The following is a 21197-nucleotide window of genomic DNA, read 5'->3' on the forward strand; positions in this document are numbered from 1 at the left end:
AGGATCAACAAGTCTTACGTCGAAGGCCCGCCCATGACCCGCATATATGCCATTCTCGCCGTCGTTCTCGCCGCCGCCGCACTGGGTGTTTTGTGGTTCGTAAGTCAGCCGGGCGGTGGCGACGACCGTTTCGCCCAATGCCGGACGACCAAGGTTGCGGGCGGCAGCGGCCAGATCGGCGGCCCGTTCGAGCTGGTCAACTCCAAGGGCCAGACGGTTACGGACAAGGACGTGATCACAAGTCCGACGCTGCTCTATTTCGGGTATACCTACTGTCCCGACGTCTGCCCGCTGGACAATTCCCGCAATGTCGAGGCGATCGACATCCTGGAAAGCCGCGGCAAGATGGTGACCCCGGTCTTCATCTCGATCGACCCGCAGCGCGACACGCCCGAGGTGGTGGGCGATTTCGCCGCCAATCTGCATGAGCGGATGATCGGCCTGACCGGCAGCCCCGAACAGGTCAGGGCGGCCAGCAAGGCCTACAAGACCTATTTCAAACGTCAGGAGGGCGATGAGGACTATTATCTGGTCGACCACTCCACCTTTTCCTATCTGGTGCTGCCCGGGGATGGCTTTGTCGAGTTTTTCCGCCGCGATCTGACGCCGGATCAGATGGCCGATCAGATCGGCTGTTTCGTCGACAACATGTAGGGCGGGGCGCGGGCGCATTTTGGGCGTTTGACCTTTGTTCCTGCGCTGCTATTAGTCATTGACACCAAGAAAATGCCGAACCCGCAAAGGAGTGCGCATGGCCGGGCCAGCTTTGAGCGAGATCGGGGAGGACAGATCCCTTTTGCTCGTCGATGACGACGAGCCGTTTCTGCGACGGCTGGCCAAGGCGATGGAGAAGCGCGGGTTCGAGATCGAGATGGCCGGATCGGTGGCGGCGGGCAAGGCCATCGCCACGGCGCGGCCGCCGGCCTATGCGGTGGTCGATCTGCGGCTGGAGGACGGCAACGGGCTCGACGTGGTCGAGGTGCTGCGCGAAAAACGTCCCGACAGCCGGGTCGTGGTGCTGACCGGATACGGCGCGATTGCCACCGCCGTCGCGGCGGTCAAGATCGGGGCCACCGATTACCTGTCGAAACCGGCCGATGCCACCGACATCACCAACGCGCTGCTGGCCAGGCCGGACGCGTTGCCGCCGCCGCCCGAGAACCCGATGAGCGCGGACCGCGTGCGGTGGGAGCATATCCAGCGGGTCTATGAGCTGTGCGACCGCAATGTGAGCGAGACCGCGCGGCGGCTGAACATGCACCGGCGCACGCTGCAACGCATCCTGGCCAAACGCAGCCCGCGCTGAGGGGCCGATCATGACCGAGGCGGATTCCTTCGGGCCCGACAGTCAGCCCCTGCCCGAAGGCGGCTGGTCGGAAGAGATCGTCACGCTGAAGGGCGCCACCGTCGTTCCGCCCACCGAAAGCAGTTTCGTCCAGCCCGCCGGTATTCTGGACAGTGACGGGCGCTATTGCCCGCATGGGGCGCTCTGGCGCAAGTACCGGCCGCTGACCACCGAACCGCCGATGCCGCAGGCCGTCGGGGCGACGCTGCCCGGCCGCTGGCTCTGGGGCGGGGTGCTCTGGGCGCATTTCGGGCATTTCCTGGTGGAAAGCTCGGCGCGCCTCTGGGCACTGGCCAATCTTGACGCGCCGGTGGACGGCATCCTGTTCATGCCCAAACGGCCCGCCGTGGGTGAGATGGTGCGCGGATTCCAGACCGATTTCATCGGGCTGATGGCGCCGGGCCTGCCGATCCGGGTGGTGGCAGAGCCGGTGAGGGTCGAGGTGCTGGTGGTCCCCGGTCAGGGGTTCGGCCTGGGCAGGATCACCGCCGGAACCCGGAAATTCCGCGATGCGATCCATGACAGGTTTGCCCGCGACGTGGCGCCCGAGGGGCCGGAAAAAATCTATATCTCGCGCTCGAAACTCGGGCTCGGCAAGGGCGGGCTGCTGGGCGAAGAGCAGCTGGAAGAGCGGCTCATGGCCGAAGGCTATGAGATTTTTCACCCGCAGATCCACGATATCGCCACCCAGGTCGCCCGCTACAAGGCGGCGAAACGGGTGATCGCCGCGGACGGCTCGGCGCTGCACCTGTTTGCCATGGTCGGACGGCCCGACCAGCCGGTGGCGATGATCCTGCGCCGACAATCGGGGGCCAACAATCTGCTGGCGCAGAACGTGGCGCGGTTTTGCGGCTCCAGCCCGGTGGTGATCTCGGCGCTGCGCACCGAATGGGTCAAGGCGGACCAGAAGAAATCCAACCGGCTGTCTTTTGGCGAGCTGAACCACGCAGTGCTGGGCCGGGCGCTGGGCGAGGCGGGGTTCGTGCGCAAGGGGCAGGACTGGCCGGTCCTGAGCGAGGCCGAACGTCAGGCGGTTCTGAGCGACAAGGGGCTGGGGGGCAATGACGCCTTTGTCGAGTCGCCCGGCTTCCGGCAGCAGCGGATCCGCGCCCTGCGCCAGGCCCGGCGCGCCGCGAGGGCGGAACGCGAGGCGGCCAAGGGCGGGAGCGCGGGCTGAGGCTTCATCCCTGTCGTCGCTCAACCAACACAGCAAGCCGCGCGAGCGCCGGACCGTGGGCTGGCGCAGCAGCCTCTGATCGGCGCGCTTTATCCCAGCCAAATTCGGACGACTTCTGATCGGCGCGTCTACGTCGGCCAAGCGCCAGACCATGGGGACGGTCCGGCGCTCGCGCGGCGCCCTGCGGGCGTGTTCCGCGCAGAGGGAGTTCGCTCAGAGGGGCTAGCGGAACCTCTACCCCATCTCCGCCAGCAGCGCCTCATGCCGCGCGGTATAGGCGGCGCGCACGTCTTTCGGCGGTCGCAGGCAGATATCGAGCCCCTCGATCATCGCCCGGTCGGGCTTGCCGAAGAACCTGTCGGCCTCTTTCTCGGCAAACCCGGCGATCTGCGTCGCCTCCATCCAGGCGCTGATGCGGTCGGCTTTCTTGATCTGCTTTTTGACCATCGCAGGGATCGCCGCCGGCAGGCCAAAGCGGATATGGATCGCCGCCGCCAGCCGGCTGTCCAGCGCGCCATAGTCTGGTCCCACCGCCGCCTTGACCGGCGAGATCATGTCGCCGATCACATATTCCGGCGCGTCGTGCAGCAGCGCCGCCAGCCGCCATTTCACCGGTGTGGCGGGGGCGATGCGGCCGAACAGTGCCTCGACCAGCAGCGAATGCTCGGCGACCGAATAGGCGTAGTCGCCCCGCGTCTGGCCGTTCCAGCGCGCGACAAAGGCCAGCCCGTGGGCAATATCCCCGATTTCGATATCGACCGGGGTCGGATCCAGCAGATCGAGCCGGCGACCCGAGAGCATACGTTGCCAGGCGCGGGGCTGTTTCATTCGTCTCACCGTCGGAATCGGGGCTGTTGTTGCGCACTTTCTGACCGTTCGGGCGGCGCGGCGCAACGGCGGTTCGCCACAGCTCGGTGGCTTGCGGCCGCAGGCATTGTTCATTTGGTGCGCCAATGCTATCTGCCGGGCGAAACTGCGTTCAGGGAATGATAAACATGGCAACTGATTACATCGTCAAGGACATCGCGCTCGCCGATTACGGCCGCAAGGAGCTGGACATCGCGGAAACCGAAATGCCGGGGCTGATGGCGCTGCGCGAGGAATACGGCTCGGCGCAGCCGCTGAAAGGCGCGCGGATCGCGGGTTCGCTCCACATGACGATCCAGACCGCCGTCCTGATCGAAACCCTGGTCGCGCTGGGCGCCGAAGTGCGCTGGGCGTCCTGCAACATCTTCTCGACCCAGGACCACGCCGCCGCCGCCATCGCGGCCAGCGGCGTTCCGGTCTTTGCCATCAAGGGCGAGACGCTGGAGGAATACTGGGATTACGCCGACCGCATCTTCCAGTTCGAGGAGGGCGGCGCCAACATGATCCTCGACGACGGCGGCGACGCCACGCTCTACATCCTGATGGGCGCCCGCGTCGAGGAGGGTGAGACCGATCTGATCGAGACGCCGACCAGCGAGGAAGAGGTCGCGCTCTTTGCCCAGATCCGGAAGCGGATGGAGCAGAGCCCCGGCTGGTTCACCAAGCAGCGCCATATGATCCAGGGCGTCAGCGAAGAAACCACCACCGGCGTGCATCGTCTGTATCAGATGATGGAAAAGGGTCATCTGCCCTTCCCCGCCATCAACGTGAACGACTCTGTCACCAAGTCGAAGTTCGACAACAAGTACGGCTGCAAGGAATCGCTGGTCGACGGTATCCGCCGCGCCACCGACACCATGATGGCCGGCAAGGTTGCCGTGGTCTGCGGATATGGCGACGTCGGCAAGGGCTCGGCCGCCTCGCTGCGCGGCGCCGGCGCCCGGGTGAAGGTCACCGAGGTCGACCCGATCTGTGCCCTTCAGGCGGCGATGGACGGCTTTGAGGTCGTGGTGCTGGAGGATGAGGTCGCGTCGGCCGACATCTTCGTCACGACCACCGGCAACAAGGACATCATCCGCATCGAGCACATGCGCGCGATGAAGGACATGGCGATCGTCGGAAACATCGGCCATTTCGACAACGAGATCCAGGTCGCCGGCCTGAAGAACCACAAGTGGACCAACATCAAGGACCAGGTGGACATGATCGAGATGCCCTCGGGCAATCGCATCATCCTGCTGTCCGAGGGGCGTCTGCTGAACCTCGGCAACGCCACCGGGCACCCGTCCTTTGTCATGTCGGCCAGCTTTACCAACCAGGTTCTGGCGCAGATCGAGCTTTTCTCGCGCGGCGATCAGTACGAGAACCAGGTCTACATCCTGCCCAAACATCTGGATGAAAAGGTCGCCCGCCTGCATCTGAAGAAGATCGGCGTGAAACTGACCGAGCTGAGCGCGGATCAGGCTGCATATATCGGCGTGTCGCCGGAAGGCCCGTTCAAGCCGGAGCACTACCGCTACTGATCCCCTTGGGATTGACGGATACACGCCGCGCCGGGAAACCGGCGCGGCGTTTTTTTTTCGATAAAGCAGAAATCTCTGCCCGGCCCGGAACAAGGCGCGCGGCGCTGTCCCTTGTCGCGAGAGAGGGCGCGCGAGCGGACAGATCGCCTGCGGCGCCCAAAATCCGCTTTTTGCTTGGGTGAAAGGCCGCTAGATTTTCCCGGTGACCGGTGCGGGCAGCCTGCACGCATGTGGTCCTTGGGGTGGAGAAACGACGATCGGCAAAGATGCGTACGATTTCGCGGCGTTTCACGCGGCGCTGGCCGGACAACGGTATTTGTTGGTGGCCCCCGTCGCCTGGTACAGGGATGCCGCGGGCGCGGTCTGGCTGGACGATGCCTGGCACCATGATTTGCTGGCGCATCTGGACTATATCGACGATCTGACCGTTCTGGCCCCGTGCGCCGCCCTGCCCGAGCCGCGCCCCGGCAACCTGCGCAAGGTCGATGACACGCCGTCGCTGCGGTTTGTCGACCTGCCCGGCGGCGGATCGACGGCAAAGGCGCTGTTGCGGGTGCCGGCGACGCTGGCGGCGGTCTGGCGCGCGGTGCGCCGCGCCGACATCGTGCATAGCGGCGCGGCGGGTTGGCCGTTGCCGCCGGGGCTGTTCGTGAACCCGGTGGCGGTGCTGCTGCGCAAACCGCTGGTCATCGTGATCGAAAGCGCCTTCTGGCGGCTGACCGGCCCCGGCTCGCACGGGGCGCTGCGCCGATTGCGCGCCGGGATGACCGAGGCGCTGGCGCGCTGGTCGATCCGGCGGGCGCGGCTGACCGTGCTGACGCACGAGGGCTATCGCGACAGTCTGGCCGGCGATGCGCACGGCATGGTGATGGTGATCCCGGCAAGCTGGATCGACGCGGAAACCGTTGTATCGGAGGGGGCGGCGCAGACCCTGCGCGACGGCCCTGCCCGGCTGTTGCTGGCGGCCCGGCTGACGCCGGAGAAGGGCATCACCTCCGCGCTGGAGGCGGTGGAGCGGGCCGGACCGGGCCTGTCGCTGACGGTGATCGGCGAGGGGCCCCTGCGCGAACAGGTGGCCGGGGCCGCCGAACGGCTGGGGCCGGACCGTTTGCGCCTGTTGGACCCGGTGCCCTATGGACCGGCGTTCTTTTCCCTGATCCGCGATCATGACGCGGTGCTGGTGCCGACGCTCAGCGATGAGCAGCCGCGCATCCTGTTTGATGCCTATTCCCAGGGGAGGCCTGCGCTGGCCTCGGACACCGCCGGCAACCGCGAGGCCGCGCAGGAGGGGCAGACCGCCTGGCTGTTCGCGCCGGGGGACGTGGACGCGCTGACCCGGCTATTCGACCGCGCCGCGGCCGCGCCCGAGGCGCTGCGCGCGATGAGCCCGGCGGCCCGCGCGCTGGCGCTGCAGCACACCCATCAGCAGATGCATTATCAGCGCGCGGAAAAGCTGGCCGAGCTCTTCGGCAAGGGATGACTCAGGGCGCGGTGCCCGCCAGTTCGCAGACCACGCGCCATTCCTCCTCGGTCACCGGCTGCACCGAGAGCCGGGAGTTCTTGACCAGAACCATGTCCTGCAATCGCGGATCGGATTTGATCTGGTCCAGCGTCACCGGCGTTGCGGCCGGGCGCAGCGCCTTGATGTCCACGCATTCCCAACGCGGATCGCCGGTGGTGCTGTCGGGGTGCGCCTCGGCACAGACCTCGACCAGCCCGACCACCGCCTTTTCCTTTTGCGAGTGATAGAAAAAGCCTTTGTCGCCCAGCTTCATCGCCCGCATGAAGTTGCGCGCCTGATAGTTGCGCACGCCGTCCCATTCCTCGCCCGCTTCGCCCCGGGCCATCTGGTCGTCCCAGCCCCAGGTCGAGGGTTCCGATTTGAACAGCCAATAGGCCATCAGCCGATCACCTTTTTCCATTCGATCAGCTCGACGTTATCGAAGAGGCCGGCCCTGGCATAGGGATCGTTCGCGGCCCAGTCCTCGGCCGCCGCCATGTCGGCGACATCGAGGATCACCAGCGATCCGGCCATCTCGCCGCCCTCGATCAGCGGGCCGGCCTGGGCGACGACGCCGGTCGCCTCGATATAGGCCAGATGCTCGGCGCGGGTGTCCTTGCGGATTTGCAGCGCGCCGGGTTTGTCGCGGGCGATCAGGGCGATCAGCATGTCATTCCTCCTTGAGGGGTCGGGTCAGAAGCGCGGTCATCGCCGCGTCGAGGGTGAGTTTTCCGTCCAGAAGCGCCACCACGCAAGCGGTGATCGGCATGTCGAGCTGCATCTGCCGGGCCTTGGTGGCGACCGCGCGGGCGGTGGCGGCGCCCTCGACGGTGACGTCAGGGTCGAACCCCCCGCCCCGGCCCAGTGACAGCCCGAGGCGATAGTTGCGCGATCCCTCCGAGGTGCAGGTCAGCGCCAGATCGCCGAAGCCGGAGAGCCCGGCGAGCGTCTCTGCCCGCGCGCCCAGCGCCAGCGCCATGCGCTGCATCTCGGCATATCCCCGGGTCATCAGCGCCGCCCGCGCGCTTTCGCCCAGGCCCGCGCCGATCACCGCGCCGCAGGCGATGGCGATCACGTTCTTCAGCGCGCCGCCCAGTTCCGCGCCCGTGGTATCGGTGCTGCGGTACAGCCGCAGATTGGCGGTATTCAGGCTCTGTTGCAGGGCTTTTCCCAGATCCGCGTCGGCGCAGGCCAGCGTCAGCGCGGTCGGCAGACCGGCGGCGATGTCATGGGCAAAGCTCGGCCCGGTGAGCAGCGCGGGCCGGGCATCGGGCCGGGTCTGCCGGATCACCTCGACAGGGCCCAGGCCGGTGCTCAGCTCGATCCCCTTGCAGCAGGCCACTAGGGTCTTGCCGGCCAGCGCCCCGGCGTGTTCGATCAGTAGATCCCGCAGATTTTGCATCGGAACCGCCAGCAATAGAGTGTGGTTTTCCGTTGCAACGCCCATATCCGCAGTGACCGAAAGGGTCTCGGGCAGCGCATGTCCGGGCAGCCGCGAAATATTCTCGCGCGCCGCCTGCATCGCTTTGGCGTGATCCTTCGATCTGGCCCAGAGGCAGACCGGACCGCGCCCGGCCAGCGAGATCGCCAGCGCGGTGCCGAAAGCACCCGCGCCGATCACCGAAACGCTCATGCCTTGGCCCCTTTCTTGCCGCCGCCGATCAGCGACGGGCTGGTCTTGTCCAAAGGCCAGCGCGGACGCGCGGCGAGGTTGAGGTCGTCGCGGGCGCCGGCGCGGAACCGCTCGATCCCGGCATAGGCGATCATCGCCGCGTTGTCGGTGCATAGCTTCAGCGGCGGCGCGGTGAAGGTGGCGCCAGCCTCCTCGCAAACAGTCTCTAACCCGGCGCGAATGGCGGTATTCGCCGCCACACCGCCCGCCACGGCGAGGAGCGGTTCGGCCGGGTTGTCGCCCAGATAAATCCGCAATGCGCGGCGGGTCTTTTCGGCCAGCACATCGACGATTGCCTGCTGGAACCCGGCGCAGAGGTTGGCGCGGTCGGCGCGCGTCAGCCCGCCCTTTTCCGCCACGATCTGGTCGCGCGCGCGCATCAGGGCGGTTTTCAGTCCGGAAAACGACAGGTTGCAGTCGTCCCGGTCGAGCAGCGGCCGGGGAAAGCGGAAGTGTTTCGGATCGCCCGCCTTCGCTTCGGCCTCGACCGATGGCCCGCCCGGCTGCGGCAGGCCCAAGAGCCGCGCGGCCTTGTCGAATGCCTCGCCCGGCGCGTCGTCGATGGTGCCGCCGAGGCGGGTGAAATCCTCTGGCCCACGCACGATCAGATATTGGCAATGGCCACCCGAGACCAGCAGCATCAGATAGGGAAACGCCGCCCCGTCGGTCAGCCGCGGGGTCAGCGCGTGGCCGGCCAGATGGTTTACCCCGATCAGCGGCAGGCCGGTCGCCGCCGCGATCCCCTTGGCGCACATCACGCCCGACAGCACGCCGCCGATCAGCCCCGGCCCGGCGGTGACCGCCACCGCATCCAGATCGGTGAAACTGACCCCCGCCCGTTCCATCGCCTCGGCGACGCACAGGTCGATCTTTTCGGCATGCGCCCGCGCCGCCAGTTCCGGCACCACGCCGCCAAAGGCGCTGTGCAGCTCGATCTGGCCATAGACGACGGAGGACAGGATCTCTGCCGCGCCCTCACCCTGACGCACCACCGCCGCCGCGGTATCGTCGCAGCTGCTTTCCAGCCCGAGTATCGTGATCACCTGCGCCATGGATTCCGGCCGTTGCGTCCCATTGCCTTGGCAGGTAACACTCCGAACCCGGGCAAACAATCCCGGGGGGGGGCCGGATGCTGACCTTGCTGATGACACGCCCGCGCGCCGCGGCCGAGAGGTTCGTCGCGCAGCTTGCCCCGGGGGTGCGGGACCGGCTCCGGGTGATCTGCTCTCCGCTGATGGAGATTGCATTGCGTCCCGGCGCGGTTTCGGCGCAGGACGCGCGTGGCGTGATCTTCACTTCGGCCAACGGCGTCGCGGCGGCGCGGGCGGCGGGATTGCGCCCAGCCCTGCCCGCCTATTGCGTCGGCGCGGCCACGGCGGATGCCGCCCGCCGGGACGGATGGCCGGTCGAGGAAACCCGCGACACCGCCGATGCGCTGGTCGCCGCGCTGGTCCTGCGCCGCCCGCCCGCGCCGCTTCTGCATATGCGCGGCACCCACGCGCGCGGCGAAATTTCCGGGCGGCTGACGGCCGCGGGGATCGAGACCCGCGCGCAGGCGGTCTATGATCAGCGGCTTGTCGGGCTTGACTCGGCGGCGCTGGCGGCGCTGGCGGGGGACGGTCCGGTGATCGTGCCGCTGTTCTCGCCGCGCAGCGCGCGACATTTTGCCGACCTGTGCCAGGGTTCCGCGCCACTCTATCTCGCCGCGATCAGCCCGGCTGCGGCGGAACCCGTTGAAAACATGGGCGCTTGCGCGTTGATCGTCGCCGAGCGGCCGGATGGGGCGGCGATGGCGGCGGCGGTGGAGCGCCTGGCAGAGCGCGCGAGCCGGGTTGAGGGCCCCCGCGGCGCACAGTAGTGTTGACCGAGCGCATTGGGCTAATCAATTGAGAATCGAAGGGGATTTCAGGGTGGCCGAAAAGACCGATCCGAAACCCGATCAGGATACGGCAGCCGATCCGCGGGCCGAAACGCCCCCCGGGGCGGGTGAGCCGGCGGCCGGTTCCGATACGCCGACCGAAGAGGGTGGCCTGGCCGTGTCCGCGGATACGCCTGAGACCGAAGAGCGTCTTGACGATGCGGACGCGGGCGCGGAGCGTGTCTCCGAAGCCGAAGCCGAAGCCGAAGCCGAAGCCGAAGCCGAAGCCGAAGCCGAAGCCGAAGCCGAAGAGGCACGGGCCGAACCGGTTCCGCAGGCCGCCGATCGGTTGATCGTGAAACGCGGTGGCTTTGTCCCGGCGCTGATCGGCGGCGTTCTGGCCGCTGCATTGGGGTTTGTCGCCGCGCGGACCGAACTCCTCGATCCGGTTCTGCCCGCTGCGCTGAAATCCGGCACCGGCGGCGCCGCGATCGCCACGCTGCAATCGGATGTGGCGGCGAACACCGCGGCGCTGACGGCGCTGCAGGGCAGGGTCTCTGGCCTCGGTATCCCGGATCTGGCCCCCGTCACCGCGAAACTCGATGGTCTGTCCGACCGGGTTGCGGGCACCGAGGATGCGCTGGACCGTCTGCGCGCCGAGCTGTCCGATCTTTCCGGCACGCTCGCCGCGCTGGACGCCCGGCTGACCGAACTGGAAAAGCGCCCGCTGACCGAGGGCGCCGCGCCCGAGGCCGTCGCCGCCTATGAGCGGGAGCTGGCGGCGATGCAGCAGGCGCTGGCCAGTCAGCGCGCCGAGGTCGAAAAAATGGTCGCCGAGGCGCGTGAAACCGAGGCCAGGGCCTCGGAGGCCGCGCAGCTGGCGGCCAACCGCGGCGCAGTGGCCCGTCTGCGCGGTGCGCTCGACGGCGGTGCGCCCTATGCCGATATTCTGGAGGAGCTGCGCGCCGGCGGTCTGTCCGTGCCCGAGGCGCTGTCGGCCACGGCCAGCGGCGGGGTGGTGACGCTGGCGGTGCTGCGCGGCACCTTTCCGCCCGCCGCGCGCGATGCGCTGGCCGCGGCCCGCGCCGGCACCGTTGAGAGCGACCGCAGTATCGGCGCCTTTCTGCGGCGGCAGCTCGGCGCCCGCTCGGTCGCGCCGCGCGCGGGCGACGATCCCGACGCCATCTTGTCGCGGGCCGAGGCGGCGCTGACCGCCGGCCGGCTGACCGAGACCCTGGACGAGATCGCCGCCCTGCCCGAGCCCGCCCGCGCCGCGCTGGCGGACTGGACCGCGCTTGCCCGCCAGCGCCTGTCTGCGCTGGAGGCTGCGGATACGCTGGCGCAAAGCCTGAACACCAATTGAGGGACCTGCGATGCTGTGGTCACTTCTGAAAATCCTGGTCTTCGTGGCCATCATCGCGGCACTGGCCCTGGGGGCAGGGCTGTTGCTGGAAATGCGCGGCGGTGTGCAGATCACCGCGGCGGGAACCGAATACACCCTCGGTCCGCTGCAATCGGTCATCGCCCTGCTGGCGTTGGTGGTGCTGGTCTGGCTGCTGCTCAAGCTCGCGTCGCTGCTGGTGGCGACCTGGCGGTTTCTCAACGGCGACGAGACCGCGCTGTCGCGGTTCTTCGACAAGGGACGCGAGCGGCGCGGCTACAAGGCGCTGGCCGATGGCATGATGGCGCTGGCCTCGGGCGAGGGGCGGCTGGCCATGGCCAAGGCCTCGCGCGCCGCGAAATACCTCGACAAGCCCGAGCTGACCGATCTGCTGACCGCGCAGGCGGCCGAGATGGCCGGCGACACCCGCAAGGCCGCCGAAACCTACAAGAAGCTGGTGACCAATGAGGCGACCCGCTTTGTCGGTGTGCGCGGCATCATGAAACAGAAACTGGCCGAGGGCGATACCGAGACCGCCCGCAAGCTGGCGGAAAAGGCGCTGGCGTTGCGGCCCCGACATGAGGAAACGCAGGACGTGCTGCTCGACCTTCAGGCGCGGGCGCAGGACTGGGCCGGGGCGCGCAGCACGCTGTCCGCCAAGCTCAAATCGGGGAGTTTGCCCCGCGATGTGTACAAACGCCGCGACGCGGTGCTGGCGCTGTCCGAGGCGCGCGACGTGGTCGGCGAGGAGGTGTCGATCGAGGCCCGCGAACGCGCCATCGAGGCCAATCGCCTGTCGCCCGACCTGGTGCCTGCCGCCGCGCTGGCCGCCCGCGCCTATATCGCGCAGGGCAAACCGAAGATGGCGGTTCGGGTGCTGAAAAAGGCCTGGGAGGCGCAGCCGCATCCCGACATCGCGGCCGCCTTCGCCGGGATCGCCCCGGACGAGACACCGGAGGAGCGGCTGAAACGGTTTCAGACGCTGACCAGGATCAACCCGCACCACCCGGAGACCCGGCTGCTGCTGGCCGAGCTGAACATCGTGGCCGGGGATTTCCCCGAGGCGCGCCGCGCGTTGGGCGATCTGGTGGAAAAGGCGGCCGATGCGCGGCCGCTGACCCTGATGGCGGCGATCGAGCGGGGCGAGGGCGCCTCGGACGCGGTGGTGCAGGGCTGGCTGGCGCGGGCGCTGAGCGCGCCGCGCGGGCCGCAATGGATCTGTGACAACTGCAATCACATCCACGCCGAATGGGCGCCGTTCTGCGAGTTTTGCCACAGCTTCGACACGCTGAGCTGGACCACCCCGAAGATGCCGGAGATTTCCAGCGCCATGGGCGGGGCGATGCTGCCGCTGATCACCGGGCGGCTGGAGGACGGGCGCCGGGCAGGGGAGGAGATCCCGGAGGCCGAAGAGGTGATCGAAGAGCCACAAACGCCGGACGCACAGAGGCCGGACGCGGAGGTGATCGAGGCCGAGGATGTGACGGAGGCCGATCTCTCCGGCACCGCGGACGAGATGAAATAACCCCTTTCCTGACCCGCGCGGCGGTGCTATGAGCGCACCGCACCAGGGCCGCTGTAGCTCAGCTGGTAGAGCACGTCATTCGTAATGATGGGGTCGGGGGTTCGAGTCCCTTCAGCGGCACCACTAAATCCCTGAAAAGTACCGAGGTGCGGCCGCACGCCGTTGTTGTCCGATCACACGTCTGGCGGGAGTGCGCAGTGCGGGCGCTGCGGCGCGGCGAGGGTGTTTTTGTAGGCCTCGAGATAGGACCCGATCCTGTCGCACAAGGACCCGCCAAAGCGCGGATTGACCTCGAAAATGTGAACCTGGTCCCGCCCGACCCGGTAATCAATGCAACAGGTTCCGTCGCGGAACCCGGCCGCATCGAGAACGCGCCGGGACAGATCCAGGTGTTCCGTCTGCCCCTGCCATTGCCTGCCCAGCGGAGGTGTTTGGGCGCCCTTTACACAAGGGATGTCCGGCATCGTGTAACGGATGCTTGCCTCGAACAGAATCCGGCCGTCCCGCAGGAGAAGATGTGTCGCCCACTCTTCGGTTCCGGGCAGATAGGCTTGCGCGAACTGGGTGTCGTGGTCGATCTCATGACAGGGCGCTGGCCGGGCCGGCACGATGCAGGAGTTTTTCCCCCAATCATCGCGGCGCTGTTTCAGGATGACGGGATAGGCATCCGGGTCGGCCGGCCAGGACGAAAACATCGGCGGTATGCATGCCCCAAGCCCGGCCCGGATCATCGCATTGTTGAAGGCGAGCTTGTCATGGCACAGGGCCTCGGCTTCGGCCGAGGCAAGCAGGGCGGGAATGGCCTCTCCCCGGGCGATTCGGGGCGCTAGCGCGGCGCGGTCATCGAGGCGGAGTGGAACGACCAGGTCATAGGCGGCGAGATCCAATCCCCCGAGGGTGTCCATGTGGAATTCATGGCCGGCCGCCTCTGTGCCGGATCTGAGTCCTGTTTTCCAATCTTGGTGGGCACCGAAAATGACTTTCAACGACTGACGTTTCCGGAATTGTGATTCACCGATAATTCAAATCTCTAGTCCAAGGGATGCCGGGAGGAAACCGATTTGGGTGCTCAGGCCGCCACGACCGCGCGCAGCGGGCACAGGCAAGCGACAGGGCTGATCCGTGGCCCTGGGGTCAGCCGCAGTTGTCGACCAGCTCGCGCAGGCGTTCGATGCTTTCGATCCGGGCCCGGCTCTTTTCGATGGTTACACCGGACCGCTTGAGCCGGGCAAAGGCGCGCGACAGGCTTTCGGGTTTCATTCCCAGCCGCCCGGCGATCAGCACCTTGTCATAGGGCATTTTCACCACGCAGCCGCCATCGTCGCAGGCGCAGAGATCCAGCAGAAACTCGGCGACCCGCTGGGCCCCGGTCTGGGCCTTGAGCTGTTCGAGCTGGGCGACCAGCGAATGCAGGTGGATGAAGGTCGAGGACAGGATCGAAAGTCCCACCTCGGCGTCACGCTTGATCAGATCGACCAGAACGCTGGTCGGAAGATGCAGCACCTCGGCCGAGGTGGCGGCCTCGGCCGAGACCGGATAGGGCAGGCGCCGCAGCGCCACCGCCTCGCCAAAGCTTTCGCCGCGGGTGAAGACGCTGACCACGGCCTCGTTGCCGTTTGGGGTGACGCGGTACAGCTTGACCCAGCCTTCCAGAACGATGTGGATCGCGTCGGCGGGCTCGTCCTGTAGAAAAAGGGTTTCGCCGCGGTCATAGCGATGGCAGATCGCACGCGACAACAGCGGCTCGACATGCTGGTCCGGCAGGGACCGCAGCAGAACCGAGTTTCGCGCGATCTCCTCGTGGTGTTTGTGAACCAAGACCTGTCCTTCTTGTTCCCGTTGCCCGTGCCGGTTTCCATGGGTGTGCTAGCAAAATGCACGCGCGCCGTCCACGGCATTGGGATCCGGGCAGGACAGGTCGGGGCAGGACAGGTAGGTGCGGCGGTGGTCGCGGGGCCGTCCGGTCGCGCGGCCCCCTGGCGCGTTGCGGGGTCTTCATCGTGCTGCCGCGCGCCGGTGCGGGTCGCCCCCCCGCCGTCAGATCGCGGTTTCCAGCCGCGCCTGCGGGAATTGCGCGAGAACTTCGGCGCCGCGCGCTGGCGTCAGCAGACACAGCGCGGTGGACAGCCCGTCGGCCAGCGCCGCGCCCGGCGCCGAGACCGAAACCAGCGCGCGCCGGGGCGCGCCGCCGACCGGGTTCAGGATATGGCCCTGCCCGGTTCCGGCATCCAGCAGGGTGCCCAGCGGTGCCGAGGTGGCCAGCGCGCGGTCGGTCAGGGTCATCCGCCGCACGATCCGGCCCGCCGGATCGGCGATGCCGACCGACCAGTCGGCGCCGTCGGCGCGATGGCCCATGGCGGCGATCTCGCCCATATCGACCAGCACGTCGCGCAGCCCGCGCGCGCGCAGCAGCGCCGCGATCCGGTCGGTGACCGCGCCCTGAGCGATGCCGTTGAGCGTGATCGCCATGCCGGGGGTGGTGAACCGCACGGCGGCGGCGTCAAAACGCAGCCCGGGCCAGCCGACGCGCGCGCGCGCCGCCTCGATGTCATTACCCGCGCCGTTGCCTGCCGCCAGCGCCAGCCACAGCGGCTGCACGGTCGGATCGAAGGCGCCGCCGGTCGCCCGGTGCAGGGCGCCGGAGAGGCTGAGCAGTTCCAGCATCTCGGGCGAGGGCGCGGGCAACACGCCGTCGCGGTTCAGCCGGGAGATCTCGGATTCGCCCTGATAGAGACTGAAAATCGCCTCTAGGCGCTCCAGTTCCCGCGCGACCTCGGCAAAGATCGGCGCGGCCTCGGGACCGGTCAGCCCGGCCAGTTGCATCGACACCCCTGCGCCCAGCGCGCGGCCCTGCCAGCGGGCGGTGGCGGGCGCGGCCCGGGCCGGCACGGCGGCGCAGGCGGCGGCGATGGTCAGAAATCTGCGGCGGCTGAATTGGGTCATGACGCGCTCTCCAGTGACGGGGTCTCAAGCTGTTGATCCAGATCGACGGGGCCCAGCGCTGCGTCGTCGGGGATGTCGGAAAAAGGCAGCGCCTGACCGCCGTAGCGGGCGATGAACCCGGCGGCCCTGGCAGGATCGGCGAAGGGCACGATCTCGGGCGCCCCCATGCCGCCGGCGACCTCGGCGCCGACCACGAAGGTCGCGGTCTCTGCGGCGGTCCAGTTCTCGGCGCCGGGGTTTTCCCAGCTGTCCGCGCGGCCCATGTCGCTGACATAGACGGCGGTGATTTCGGCGTCACGCTCGGGGCTTTTCAGATAGGCCACCAGGTCGCGCACCTGGGCAAAGAACAGCGGCTGTTCGTGCCCGTCCAGATGGATCTGTCCCTTTGGTCCGCCGTGTTCGGCGATGTTCATCTGGCAGAAATAGCTCAGCGCGACTTCGGTCAACGGCGCCGGCGGCGGCGGTGCGGCGGCCTCGTCCTGTTTGCAGGCGGTCAGCGCCAGCAGCGCGGCAACGATCATCAGGCCGTGTCTCATGGCTCGACCCTCCGGAAGGCGGCGCGTGCGGCGGCAAAGCCGAGCACCGGCCAGACCAGCAGCGAGGCCGGTGCCGCCCAGTCCGGCAGGGCCCGCGCCGCCCCAACCATGCCGCTGCTCAGCGCGACGCCGTCGGAGGCGGCGATATTCCAGACCCGGAAGGCGTCGGCCGGGTTGGCCACCATCACCCAGGGAAACACCGATTGCGTGAACGCGCCGCCCTGATCCATCACCACGGCGCCCAGCAGGCCGAGGTCATAGAGCACCACGAAGACGAGCCAGAGCCCGGCCGCCATGCCCGCCGCCGCGGTTGCGCTTGGCGCCAGCGCCGACAGCAGATAGCCCAGCGTCAGGAACACCGCGCCCAGCAGCACCGAGGTGCAGATCAGCCGGGCCAGCGCGATCAGGCTGTCAGCCCCCGCGCCGCCGGACCAGGCCGCCACCGCCCCGGCGCTGCCGAAGCCGACGGTCATGGCAAACCCCAACGCCATCAGCTGCGCGGTGAACTTGCCCAGCAACACCTCGCCCCGCCCTGCCGGATAGGACAGCACCAGCGCCAGACTGCCGCGATCGGCCTCGCCGGCGATGGCGTCGAACGAGATCATGAGCGCCAGCAGCGGCGCGAGGTAAACCGACAGCGTGGTCATCGAGGCGACCGAAACCGTCAGCATGTCGACCCCCAGCGTGCCGGTGGGGGCGCTGCCGGCAAAGGTCAGCGCCAGCGCGAAGAGCACCATGATCAGCGTCGTCACGACCAGCCAGCGGTTGCGCCGCAGGATCAGCATCTCGGTTCGGGTGATGGCCAGAAAACGGGTCATTGCGGCACCTCCTGCGCGTAATGGCGGTACAGGTCTTCCAGGCGTGGCGGGGCAATGTCGATGTCCGCCACCGCCTCGCCCATGGCGGCGACGCGGCGCAGCGCGTCCATTTTTTCGGTCGGGCTGCACAGGATCTCGACCGATGCGCCGTTGATCCGCCGCCCGCCGGTCCGCGCCGCGACCGCATCGGCGTCGGCGCTGGCGCGCAGGCGCAGCCGGATCGGCAGGCCGGCGCGCGCGCTGAGCCCGGCCAGGGTATCGTCGGCGACCAGCACACCCCGGCGCAGGATGGCAATCCGGTCGGTGCGCGCCTCGACCTCGGTCAGGGCGTGGCTGGCGATCAGCACGGCGGTTCCCTGTCCGGACAGCTCGTCGATGATGTCATAGAGATCCTGGCGCGAGATCGGGTCGAGCCCGCTTGTCGGCTCGTCCAGCAGCGCCACGCGCGGCCGGCCCAGCAGAACCTGCGCCAACCCCAGCCGCTGCCGCATTCCCTTGGAATAGGTGCCGATGCGGCGGTCGAGTGCGTCGGCCAGCCCGACCCGCTCCAGCAGGGCGCTCACATCTGCGCGGGCCCCGGCCAGCCGCGAGAACAGCGTCATCTGTTCGCGTCCGGTCAGCGCGGGGTGAAAGCTGACCGCCTCTGGCAGGAACGCCGTCGCCGCCCGTGCCGGGGCGCTGCCCGGGGTTGCGCCGGCGACGTCGATGCGCCCGCCGTCGAGGGTGATCAGGCCGAGAATCGCCTTGATCAGGGTCGATTTGCCGGCACCGTTGTGGCCCAGCAGCGCCACCCGCTCTCCGGGGGCGACCGACAGCGACACCGCGTCGAGCACCCGCAGATTGCCACGATCCTTGCTGGCGCCTTCGATCTGCAAGACATTATCCGTCATGGGTCACCTTCTGGCTGGCCTTGGGTTTTGCCGGTTTCATCAGCGGATGGGAATCGATCACGCCGCCGGGCAACAGGGCCGGAAATGCCGATTGCGACCAGCGCACCAGCTGCACCGCCGGCGATCCCATCAGCAGCTTGGCCGCCGGCTGGGTCCACAGCACGTGGTCCATGCTGTCGTTGGGTCGATAGGGCGCGTCGGCGATGCCGTCGCCATCGACATCGAAGCCGGCGAAATCGCTCCAGTAATTGCCGCGCCCGCCCTCGGACCATTCCACCCATTTGGTCGAGACGTATTTGACCTGGGTGCGATTGCCGACAAAGGCGTTGCCGCTGATCCGGTTGTCCTGCGATCCGGCGGTGAAATGGATGCCGATGCCGCAGCCCTCGAACCAGTTGCCGGCGAAGCGGTTGCGGTGGGCGTTGTAGAGAAAGGCGCATTTGCCCTTGGTGCCCTTGACGTAATTGCCGCTGATCTCGCCCTTGTTGGCATAGTTCAGCATCACCCCGTGATCGCGGTCCCCGATCGAGACATTGCCGGTCACCTGGACCCGGGTCGAGAACATCACCGCATAGCCCAGGTGGTTGCCGATCGAGACATTGCCGCTGACCTCGCTGTCGTCGGCATACATGTAATGCACCGCGAACCGCAGATCGCGGAACAGGTTGTCCCGAAAAATGTTGCGCTTTGACGAGTTGACGAAGATCCCGTCGCGGCCAAAGCGGATGTCGTTGTCCTCGACCACCGCGCCGGGCGCATTCCAGACATAGACGCCGTTGCCGCGCGCATTCATGCGGGCGTCGTGGCGCCCCTCGATCCGGTTTCCGGCGACGCGGGCGTCCCTGGCGCCGTGGATGTCGACGCCGTAGAGATTGCCCAGCAGAACGTTGTCGAGGATCTGCGGCGCGCGCGCGGTCTTGGTCAGCTTGATGCCGCTGTCAATCGTCTCATGCCCGGAGCCCGAGCCGATGACGGTCAGGCCGCGCACGGTGACGCCGGGGCCGGTGACGGTGATCACGCTGCCGCGGCCCTGCCCGTCAAGGGTGGCGCGCCCCTGTCCGTCCAGCACCACGGGCCGGTCCAGCACAAAGGTTTCGGCATAGGTGCCGGGACGCAGGCGAAGGACGTCGCCGTCCGCCGCCTGCGCCAGGGTTTCAGCGATGGCCCCCGGCCGGTTCGGCACGTCCCAGTCCGCCGCGGCGGCTGCCGCAGCGAACAGGATCGGCATCAGGGCGAGAAGCCACCGCATCGGTCAGGACGCCCGCGGCTCGACCAGCATCCGGCCGCGCATCTCCATGTGCAGCGCATGGCAGAACCACTGGCAATAGTACCAGTGTACGCCCGGACGGTCGGCGGTGAAGGTGATCGAGGCGGTGGCCTGCGGCGCAACCTCCATCGCGACGCCATAGTTCGAAATGGTCAGCCCGTGCGTCAGGTCGTCGATATCGTCGATATTGGTGACATAGATCGTCACCTCGTCGCCCTCTTTGACGGTGAACTTTTCCAGGCTGAACACCGGCGCCGAGGAGTACATGTAGACCCGGACCTTGTTGCCGTCGCGGATCACCTCGTCATGGCCGTCCTCGAGCACCACGCCATCGGCGGCGGCCTGTTTGACCGCATCGGCGAACATCGGATCGTCCCGCGACCAGACCCGCGACGGATTGACGATATCCGAGCGAACCAGGATCACGTCATGCGGTTCGGCAAAGGTCGGCCCGTCGTGCACGACCTTCATGTCGTCCGTGGAAATGTCGATGATCTGCTCGTTTTCGGGCTTCAGCGGACCCACGTTCAGGAACCGGTCTTTCGAGAACTTGTTGAGCGAGATCAGCCACTTGCCATCGGCCTCTTTGGTTTCGCCCATGGTCGTGTGGTTGTGGCCCGGCTGGTAGTGCACATCGACCTTCGAGATGATCGGATCGACTGCCTCGCCGGCATAGGCGCGGATCGCCTTGGCCACGTCCCATTTCACCACCTGGCTGTCGAGGAACAGCGTGGTATAGGCGAACCCCTTGCCGTCGAAGGCGGTGTGAAGCGGCCCCAGCCCCAGCTCGGGCTCGGCCACCACGCAGGAGCGCGGGTCGGCATCCTCGTCGAACAGTGCATCGACCTTGGTCACGTCGATCACCGAGCAGGTTGGCGACAGCTTGCCGTTGATCACCACGTGCCGCCCGTCGGGGGCGGTGTTGCAGCCATGCGGGCTGTTCGGGATCGGGACATAGCGGGTGTATTTCTTGTTCTGTCCCTTGCGCCCGTCGATCACCGGCACGCCGTTCAGCACCTGCACGTCGCCTGCGGCCACGCCCTTTTCGATCTCCTTGAGATTGAAGATCACCACGTGGTCCATCTCGTTCTCGGTCATCTCGGCAAGGGTCATGCCCATCTCCGAGTTGTACGAGGTCGAGAAGGCGTATTTGCCCTGATAGTCGCAGTCGGTGTTGTCGAGGTTGCCCGAGACGATCACCTGCCAGGCCACATCCATCGAGTCGCCGTCGATGGCGGAAAAGATGTTCACGTACTTTTCAGGTTCGTCCAGGATCGACCCGTCGTTGACCAGCGGCGCCTCATGCTCGCCGTTGGCAAAGACATAGCCGGTGCGCGGGAATTTCTGCGGCCGCAGCCCGTGGATGTCGCTGGCGTTGGGAATCTCGGTGATCTTGTCGCATTTCATCACATCGCAGCGCACCCGCGCGACGCGGGTATTGGCCTTGTCGTTCATGAACAGGTAACGGCCGTCATAGGTGCCGTCGGTGAACGACATGTGCGGGTGGTGCAGATCGCCGTTGTCATAGGTGACCTTGCCGCGCTTGGCGAGGAACTCCTTGGTTTCCGGAAGCAGCCCTTCGGTCAGCACCTTGAGGCTTTCGTTGGTCTGGCCCCAGCCGGTGGCCGAGCAGCGGTTGAACACCGGCACCCGGACCAGCTCGCGCATCGACGGAATGCCCAAGATGCGCAGCTCGCCGCTCTGGCCCGAGGACCAGAAGCCGTAGTATTCGTCCAGTTCGCCGGGCTCCAGATTGATCTTGCCGGCGGCGTTGGCCGGGCGCGCGCCCATCAGGGTCGCGCCGAGGCCGGTCCCGGCCATGACGGCCCCGGTGGCGGTCGCGCCCAGCAGGCCGCGACGTGTGACATTCAGTGTCTTTTCCTGTTCCGACATT

The 21197-nt window shown here is 67.4% G+C and carries 21 protein-coding genes and 1 tRNA gene; 9 read left to right on the plus strand and 13 right to left on the minus strand.

All coding sequences use genetic code 11. The features are described 5' to 3' along the window. Positions 1–33: 33 nt before the first annotated feature. The 3 genes from E1832_RS15245 to E1832_RS15255 all read left to right on the plus strand — a co-directional run bounded on the left by E1832_RS15245 (position 34) and on the right by E1832_RS15255 (position 2522). Positions 34–654 (plus strand): SCO family protein, encoded by a 621-nt coding sequence (locus E1832_RS15245; protein WP_133360630.1) that lies wholly within the window; start codon positions 34–36, stop codon positions 652–654. 97 nt (positions 655–751) lie between these two features. Further along, entirely contained in the window at positions 752–1306 is a 555-nt protein-coding gene (locus E1832_RS15250; RefSeq protein ID WP_133360631.1) for an ActR/PrrA/RegA family redox response regulator transcription factor, read from the plus strand. 10 nt (positions 1307–1316) lie between these two features. After that, positions 1317–2522: a glycosyltransferase 61 family protein gene (locus tag E1832_RS15255; protein WP_133360632.1), complete on the plus strand. Its 1206-nt coding sequence runs from the start codon at positions 1317–1319 to the stop codon at positions 2520–2522. Between the two features lie 234 nt (positions 2523–2756). Here the strand turns inward: E1832_RS15255 and E1832_RS15260 are convergent, their stop codons facing one another. Further along, complete coding sequence (locus E1832_RS15260; protein ID WP_133360633.1) at positions 2757–3350, minus strand: HD domain-containing protein; 594 nt, start codon at positions 3348–3350, stop codon at positions 2757–2759. A gap of 167 nt (positions 3351–3517) precedes the next feature. Here E1832_RS15260 and ahcY point away from each other — a divergent pair, with 167 nt between their 5' ends. Together ahcY and E1832_RS15270 are read left to right on the plus strand one after the other, a co-directional pair. Further along, positions 3518–4912 (plus strand): adenosylhomocysteinase, encoded by a 1395-nt coding sequence (gene ahcY, locus E1832_RS15265; protein WP_133360634.1) that lies wholly within the window; start codon positions 3518–3520, stop codon positions 4910–4912. 322 nt (positions 4913–5234) lie between these two features. Then, complete coding sequence (locus E1832_RS15270) at positions 5235–6392, plus strand: glycosyltransferase (RefSeq protein WP_165978907.1); 1158 nt, start codon at positions 5235–5237, stop codon at positions 6390–6392. Between the two features lies 1 nt (position 6393). On the opposite strand, the gene E1832_RS15275 is transcribed toward E1832_RS15270, so the two are convergent. The 4 genes from E1832_RS15275 to tsaD are packed head-to-tail and all read right to left on the minus strand — an operon-like array spanning position 6394 to position 9137. After that, positions 6394–6813 carry an EVE domain-containing protein gene (locus E1832_RS15275; protein ID WP_133360636.1) on the minus strand — a complete coding sequence of 140 codons (420 nt, stop codon included), beginning with the start codon at positions 6811–6813 and terminating at the stop codon, positions 6394–6396. Beyond that, positions 6813–7082, minus strand: a complete 270-nt coding sequence (locus E1832_RS15280; protein ID WP_133360637.1) for a YciI family protein — start codon at positions 7080–7082, stop codon at positions 6813–6815. Before E1832_RS15280 ends, E1832_RS15275 begins: the two co-directional genes overlap by 1 nt. 1 nt (position 7083) lies before the next feature. Then, a complete protein-coding gene (locus E1832_RS15285) occupies positions 7084–8046 on the minus strand; it encodes an NAD(P)H-dependent glycerol-3-phosphate dehydrogenase (RefSeq protein WP_133360638.1) in 963 nt (320 codons plus the stop codon). Further along, positions 8043–9137, minus strand: coding sequence for a tRNA (adenosine(37)-N6)-threonylcarbamoyltransferase complex transferase subunit TsaD (gene tsaD / locus E1832_RS15290; protein ID WP_133360639.1), 1095 nt, complete (start codon positions 9135–9137; stop codon positions 8043–8045). Before tsaD ends, E1832_RS15285 begins: the two co-directional genes overlap by 4 nt. Before the next feature lie 77 nt (positions 9138–9214). On the opposite strand from tsaD, the gene E1832_RS15295 reads away from it, so the two are divergent. From E1832_RS15295 to E1832_RS15310, 4 genes are all read left to right on the plus strand, one after another. Continuing rightward, positions 9215–9943, plus strand: coding sequence for a uroporphyrinogen-III synthase (locus E1832_RS15295; protein ID WP_133360640.1), 729 nt, complete (start codon positions 9215–9217; stop codon positions 9941–9943). Positions 9944–9995: 52 nt separating this feature from the next. Continuing rightward, entirely contained in the window at positions 9996–11306 is a 1311-nt protein-coding gene (locus E1832_RS22570) for a COG4223 family protein (protein WP_165978908.1), read from the plus strand. A 10-nt stretch (positions 11307–11316) separates the two neighbouring features. Next, positions 11317–12849: a heme biosynthesis protein HemY gene (locus E1832_RS15305; RefSeq protein WP_133360642.1), complete on the plus strand. Its 1533-nt coding sequence runs from the start codon at positions 11317–11319 to the stop codon at positions 12847–12849. 47 nt (positions 12850–12896) lie between these two features. After that, positions 12897–12972, plus strand: a tRNA-Thr gene (locus E1832_RS15310). 50 nt (positions 12973–13022) lie between these two features. Here E1832_RS15310 and E1832_RS15315 read toward each other — a convergent pair. From E1832_RS15315 to nosZ, 8 genes are all read right to left on the minus strand, one after another. Next, positions 13023–13835 carry an ATP-grasp domain-containing protein gene (locus E1832_RS15315; protein WP_133360643.1) on the minus strand — a complete coding sequence of 271 codons (813 nt, stop codon included), beginning with the start codon at positions 13833–13835 and terminating at the stop codon, positions 13023–13025. 148 nt (positions 13836–13983) lie between these two features. Beyond that, the gene (locus tag E1832_RS15320; protein ID WP_133360644.1) at positions 13984–14667 is read right to left on the minus strand and encodes a Crp/Fnr family transcriptional regulator; all 684 of its coding nucleotides are present in this window, start codon (positions 14665–14667) and stop codon (positions 13984–13986) included. A 219-nt stretch (positions 14668–14886) separates the two neighbouring features. Next, a complete protein-coding gene (locus E1832_RS15325; protein ID WP_133360645.1) occupies positions 14887–15792 on the minus strand; it encodes an FAD:protein FMN transferase in 906 nt (301 codons plus the stop codon). Continuing rightward, complete coding sequence (locus E1832_RS15330; RefSeq protein WP_133360646.1) at positions 15789–16328, minus strand: nitrous oxide reductase accessory protein NosL; 540 nt, start codon at positions 16326–16328, stop codon at positions 15789–15791. Before E1832_RS15330 ends, E1832_RS15325 begins: the two co-directional genes overlap by 4 nt. Then, the gene (locus E1832_RS15335) at positions 16325–17146 is read right to left on the minus strand and encodes an ABC transporter permease (protein ID WP_133360647.1); all 822 of its coding nucleotides are present in this window, start codon (positions 17144–17146) and stop codon (positions 16325–16327) included. Before E1832_RS15335 ends, E1832_RS15330 begins: the two co-directional genes overlap by 4 nt. After that, entirely contained in the window at positions 17143–18036 is an 894-nt protein-coding gene (locus tag E1832_RS15340; protein WP_133360648.1) for an ABC transporter ATP-binding protein, read from the minus strand. Before E1832_RS15340 ends, E1832_RS15335 begins: the two co-directional genes overlap by 4 nt. Continuing rightward, positions 18026–19285 carry a nitrous oxide reductase family maturation protein NosD gene (locus E1832_RS15345; RefSeq protein WP_133360649.1) on the minus strand — a complete coding sequence of 420 codons (1260 nt, stop codon included), beginning with the start codon at positions 19283–19285 and terminating at the stop codon, positions 18026–18028. The genes E1832_RS15340 and E1832_RS15345 overlap by 11 nt, the downstream gene beginning before the upstream one ends. Positions 19286–19288: 3 nt before the next feature. Beyond that, a complete protein-coding gene (gene nosZ / locus E1832_RS15350) occupies positions 19289–21196 on the minus strand; it encodes a TAT-dependent nitrous-oxide reductase (RefSeq protein WP_133360650.1) in 1908 nt (635 codons plus the stop codon). Position 21197 lies beyond the last annotated feature (1 nt).

Source organism: Antarcticimicrobium luteum (genome assembly GCF_004358185.1).
Taxonomy (GTDB): Bacteria; Pseudomonadota; Alphaproteobacteria; order Rhodobacterales; family Rhodobacteraceae; genus Antarcticimicrobium; species Antarcticimicrobium luteum.

Bases quoted from the DNA above. Each gene is read 5' to 3' on its own strand.
- E1832_RS15245 (WP_133360630.1), top strand. From the start codon at position 34: ATGACCCGCATATATGCCATTCTCGCCGTCGTTCTCGCCGCCGCCGCA.
- E1832_RS15285 (WP_133360638.1), bottom strand. From the start codon at position 8,046: ATGAGCGTTTCGGTGATCGGCGCGGGTGCTTTCGGCACCGCGCTGGCG.
- E1832_RS15345 (WP_133360649.1), bottom strand. From the start codon at position 19,285: ATGCGGTGGCTTCTCGCCCTGATGCCGATCCTGTTCGCTGCGGCAGCC.
- ahcY (WP_133360634.1), top strand. From the start codon at position 3,518: ATGGCAACTGATTACATCGTCAAGGACATCGCGCTCGCCGATTACGGC.
- nosZ (WP_133360650.1), bottom strand. From the start codon at position 21,196: ATGTCGGAACAGGAAAAGACACTGAATGTCACACGTCGCGGCCTGCTG.
- E1832_RS15330 (WP_133360646.1), bottom strand. From the start codon at position 16,328: ATGAGACACGGCCTGATGATCGTTGCCGCGCTGCTGGCGCTGACCGCC.
- E1832_RS15260 (WP_133360633.1), bottom strand. From the start codon at position 3,350: ATGAAACAGCCCCGCGCCTGGCAACGTATGCTCTCGGGTCGCCGGCTC.
- E1832_RS15325 (WP_133360645.1), bottom strand. From the start codon at position 15,792: ATGACCCAATTCAGCCGCCGCAGATTTCTGACCATCGCCGCCGCCTGC.
- E1832_RS15275 (WP_133360636.1), bottom strand. From the start codon at position 6,813: ATGGCCTATTGGCTGTTCAAATCGGAACCCTCGACCTGGGGCTGGGAC.
- tsaD (WP_133360639.1), bottom strand. From the start codon at position 9,137: ATGGCGCAGGTGATCACGATACTCGGGCTGGAAAGCAGCTGCGACGAT.
- E1832_RS15250 (WP_133360631.1), top strand. From the start codon at position 752: ATGGCCGGGCCAGCTTTGAGCGAGATCGGGGAGGACAGATCCCTTTTG.
- E1832_RS15280 (WP_133360637.1), bottom strand. From the start codon at position 7,082: ATGCTGATCGCCCTGATCGCCCGCGACAAACCCGGCGCGCTGCAAATC.
- E1832_RS15255 (WP_133360632.1), top strand. From the start codon at position 1,317: ATGACCGAGGCGGATTCCTTCGGGCCCGACAGTCAGCCCCTGCCCGAA.
- E1832_RS15295 (WP_133360640.1), top strand. From the start codon at position 9,215: ATGCTGACCTTGCTGATGACACGCCCGCGCGCCGCGGCCGAGAGGTTC.
- E1832_RS15335 (WP_133360647.1), bottom strand. From the start codon at position 17,146: ATGACCCGTTTTCTGGCCATCACCCGAACCGAGATGCTGATCCTGCGG.
- E1832_RS15305 (WP_133360642.1), top strand. From the start codon at position 11,317: ATGCTGTGGTCACTTCTGAAAATCCTGGTCTTCGTGGCCATCATCGCG.
- E1832_RS15340 (WP_133360648.1), bottom strand. From the start codon at position 18,036: ATGACGGATAATGTCTTGCAGATCGAAGGCGCCAGCAAGGATCGTGGC.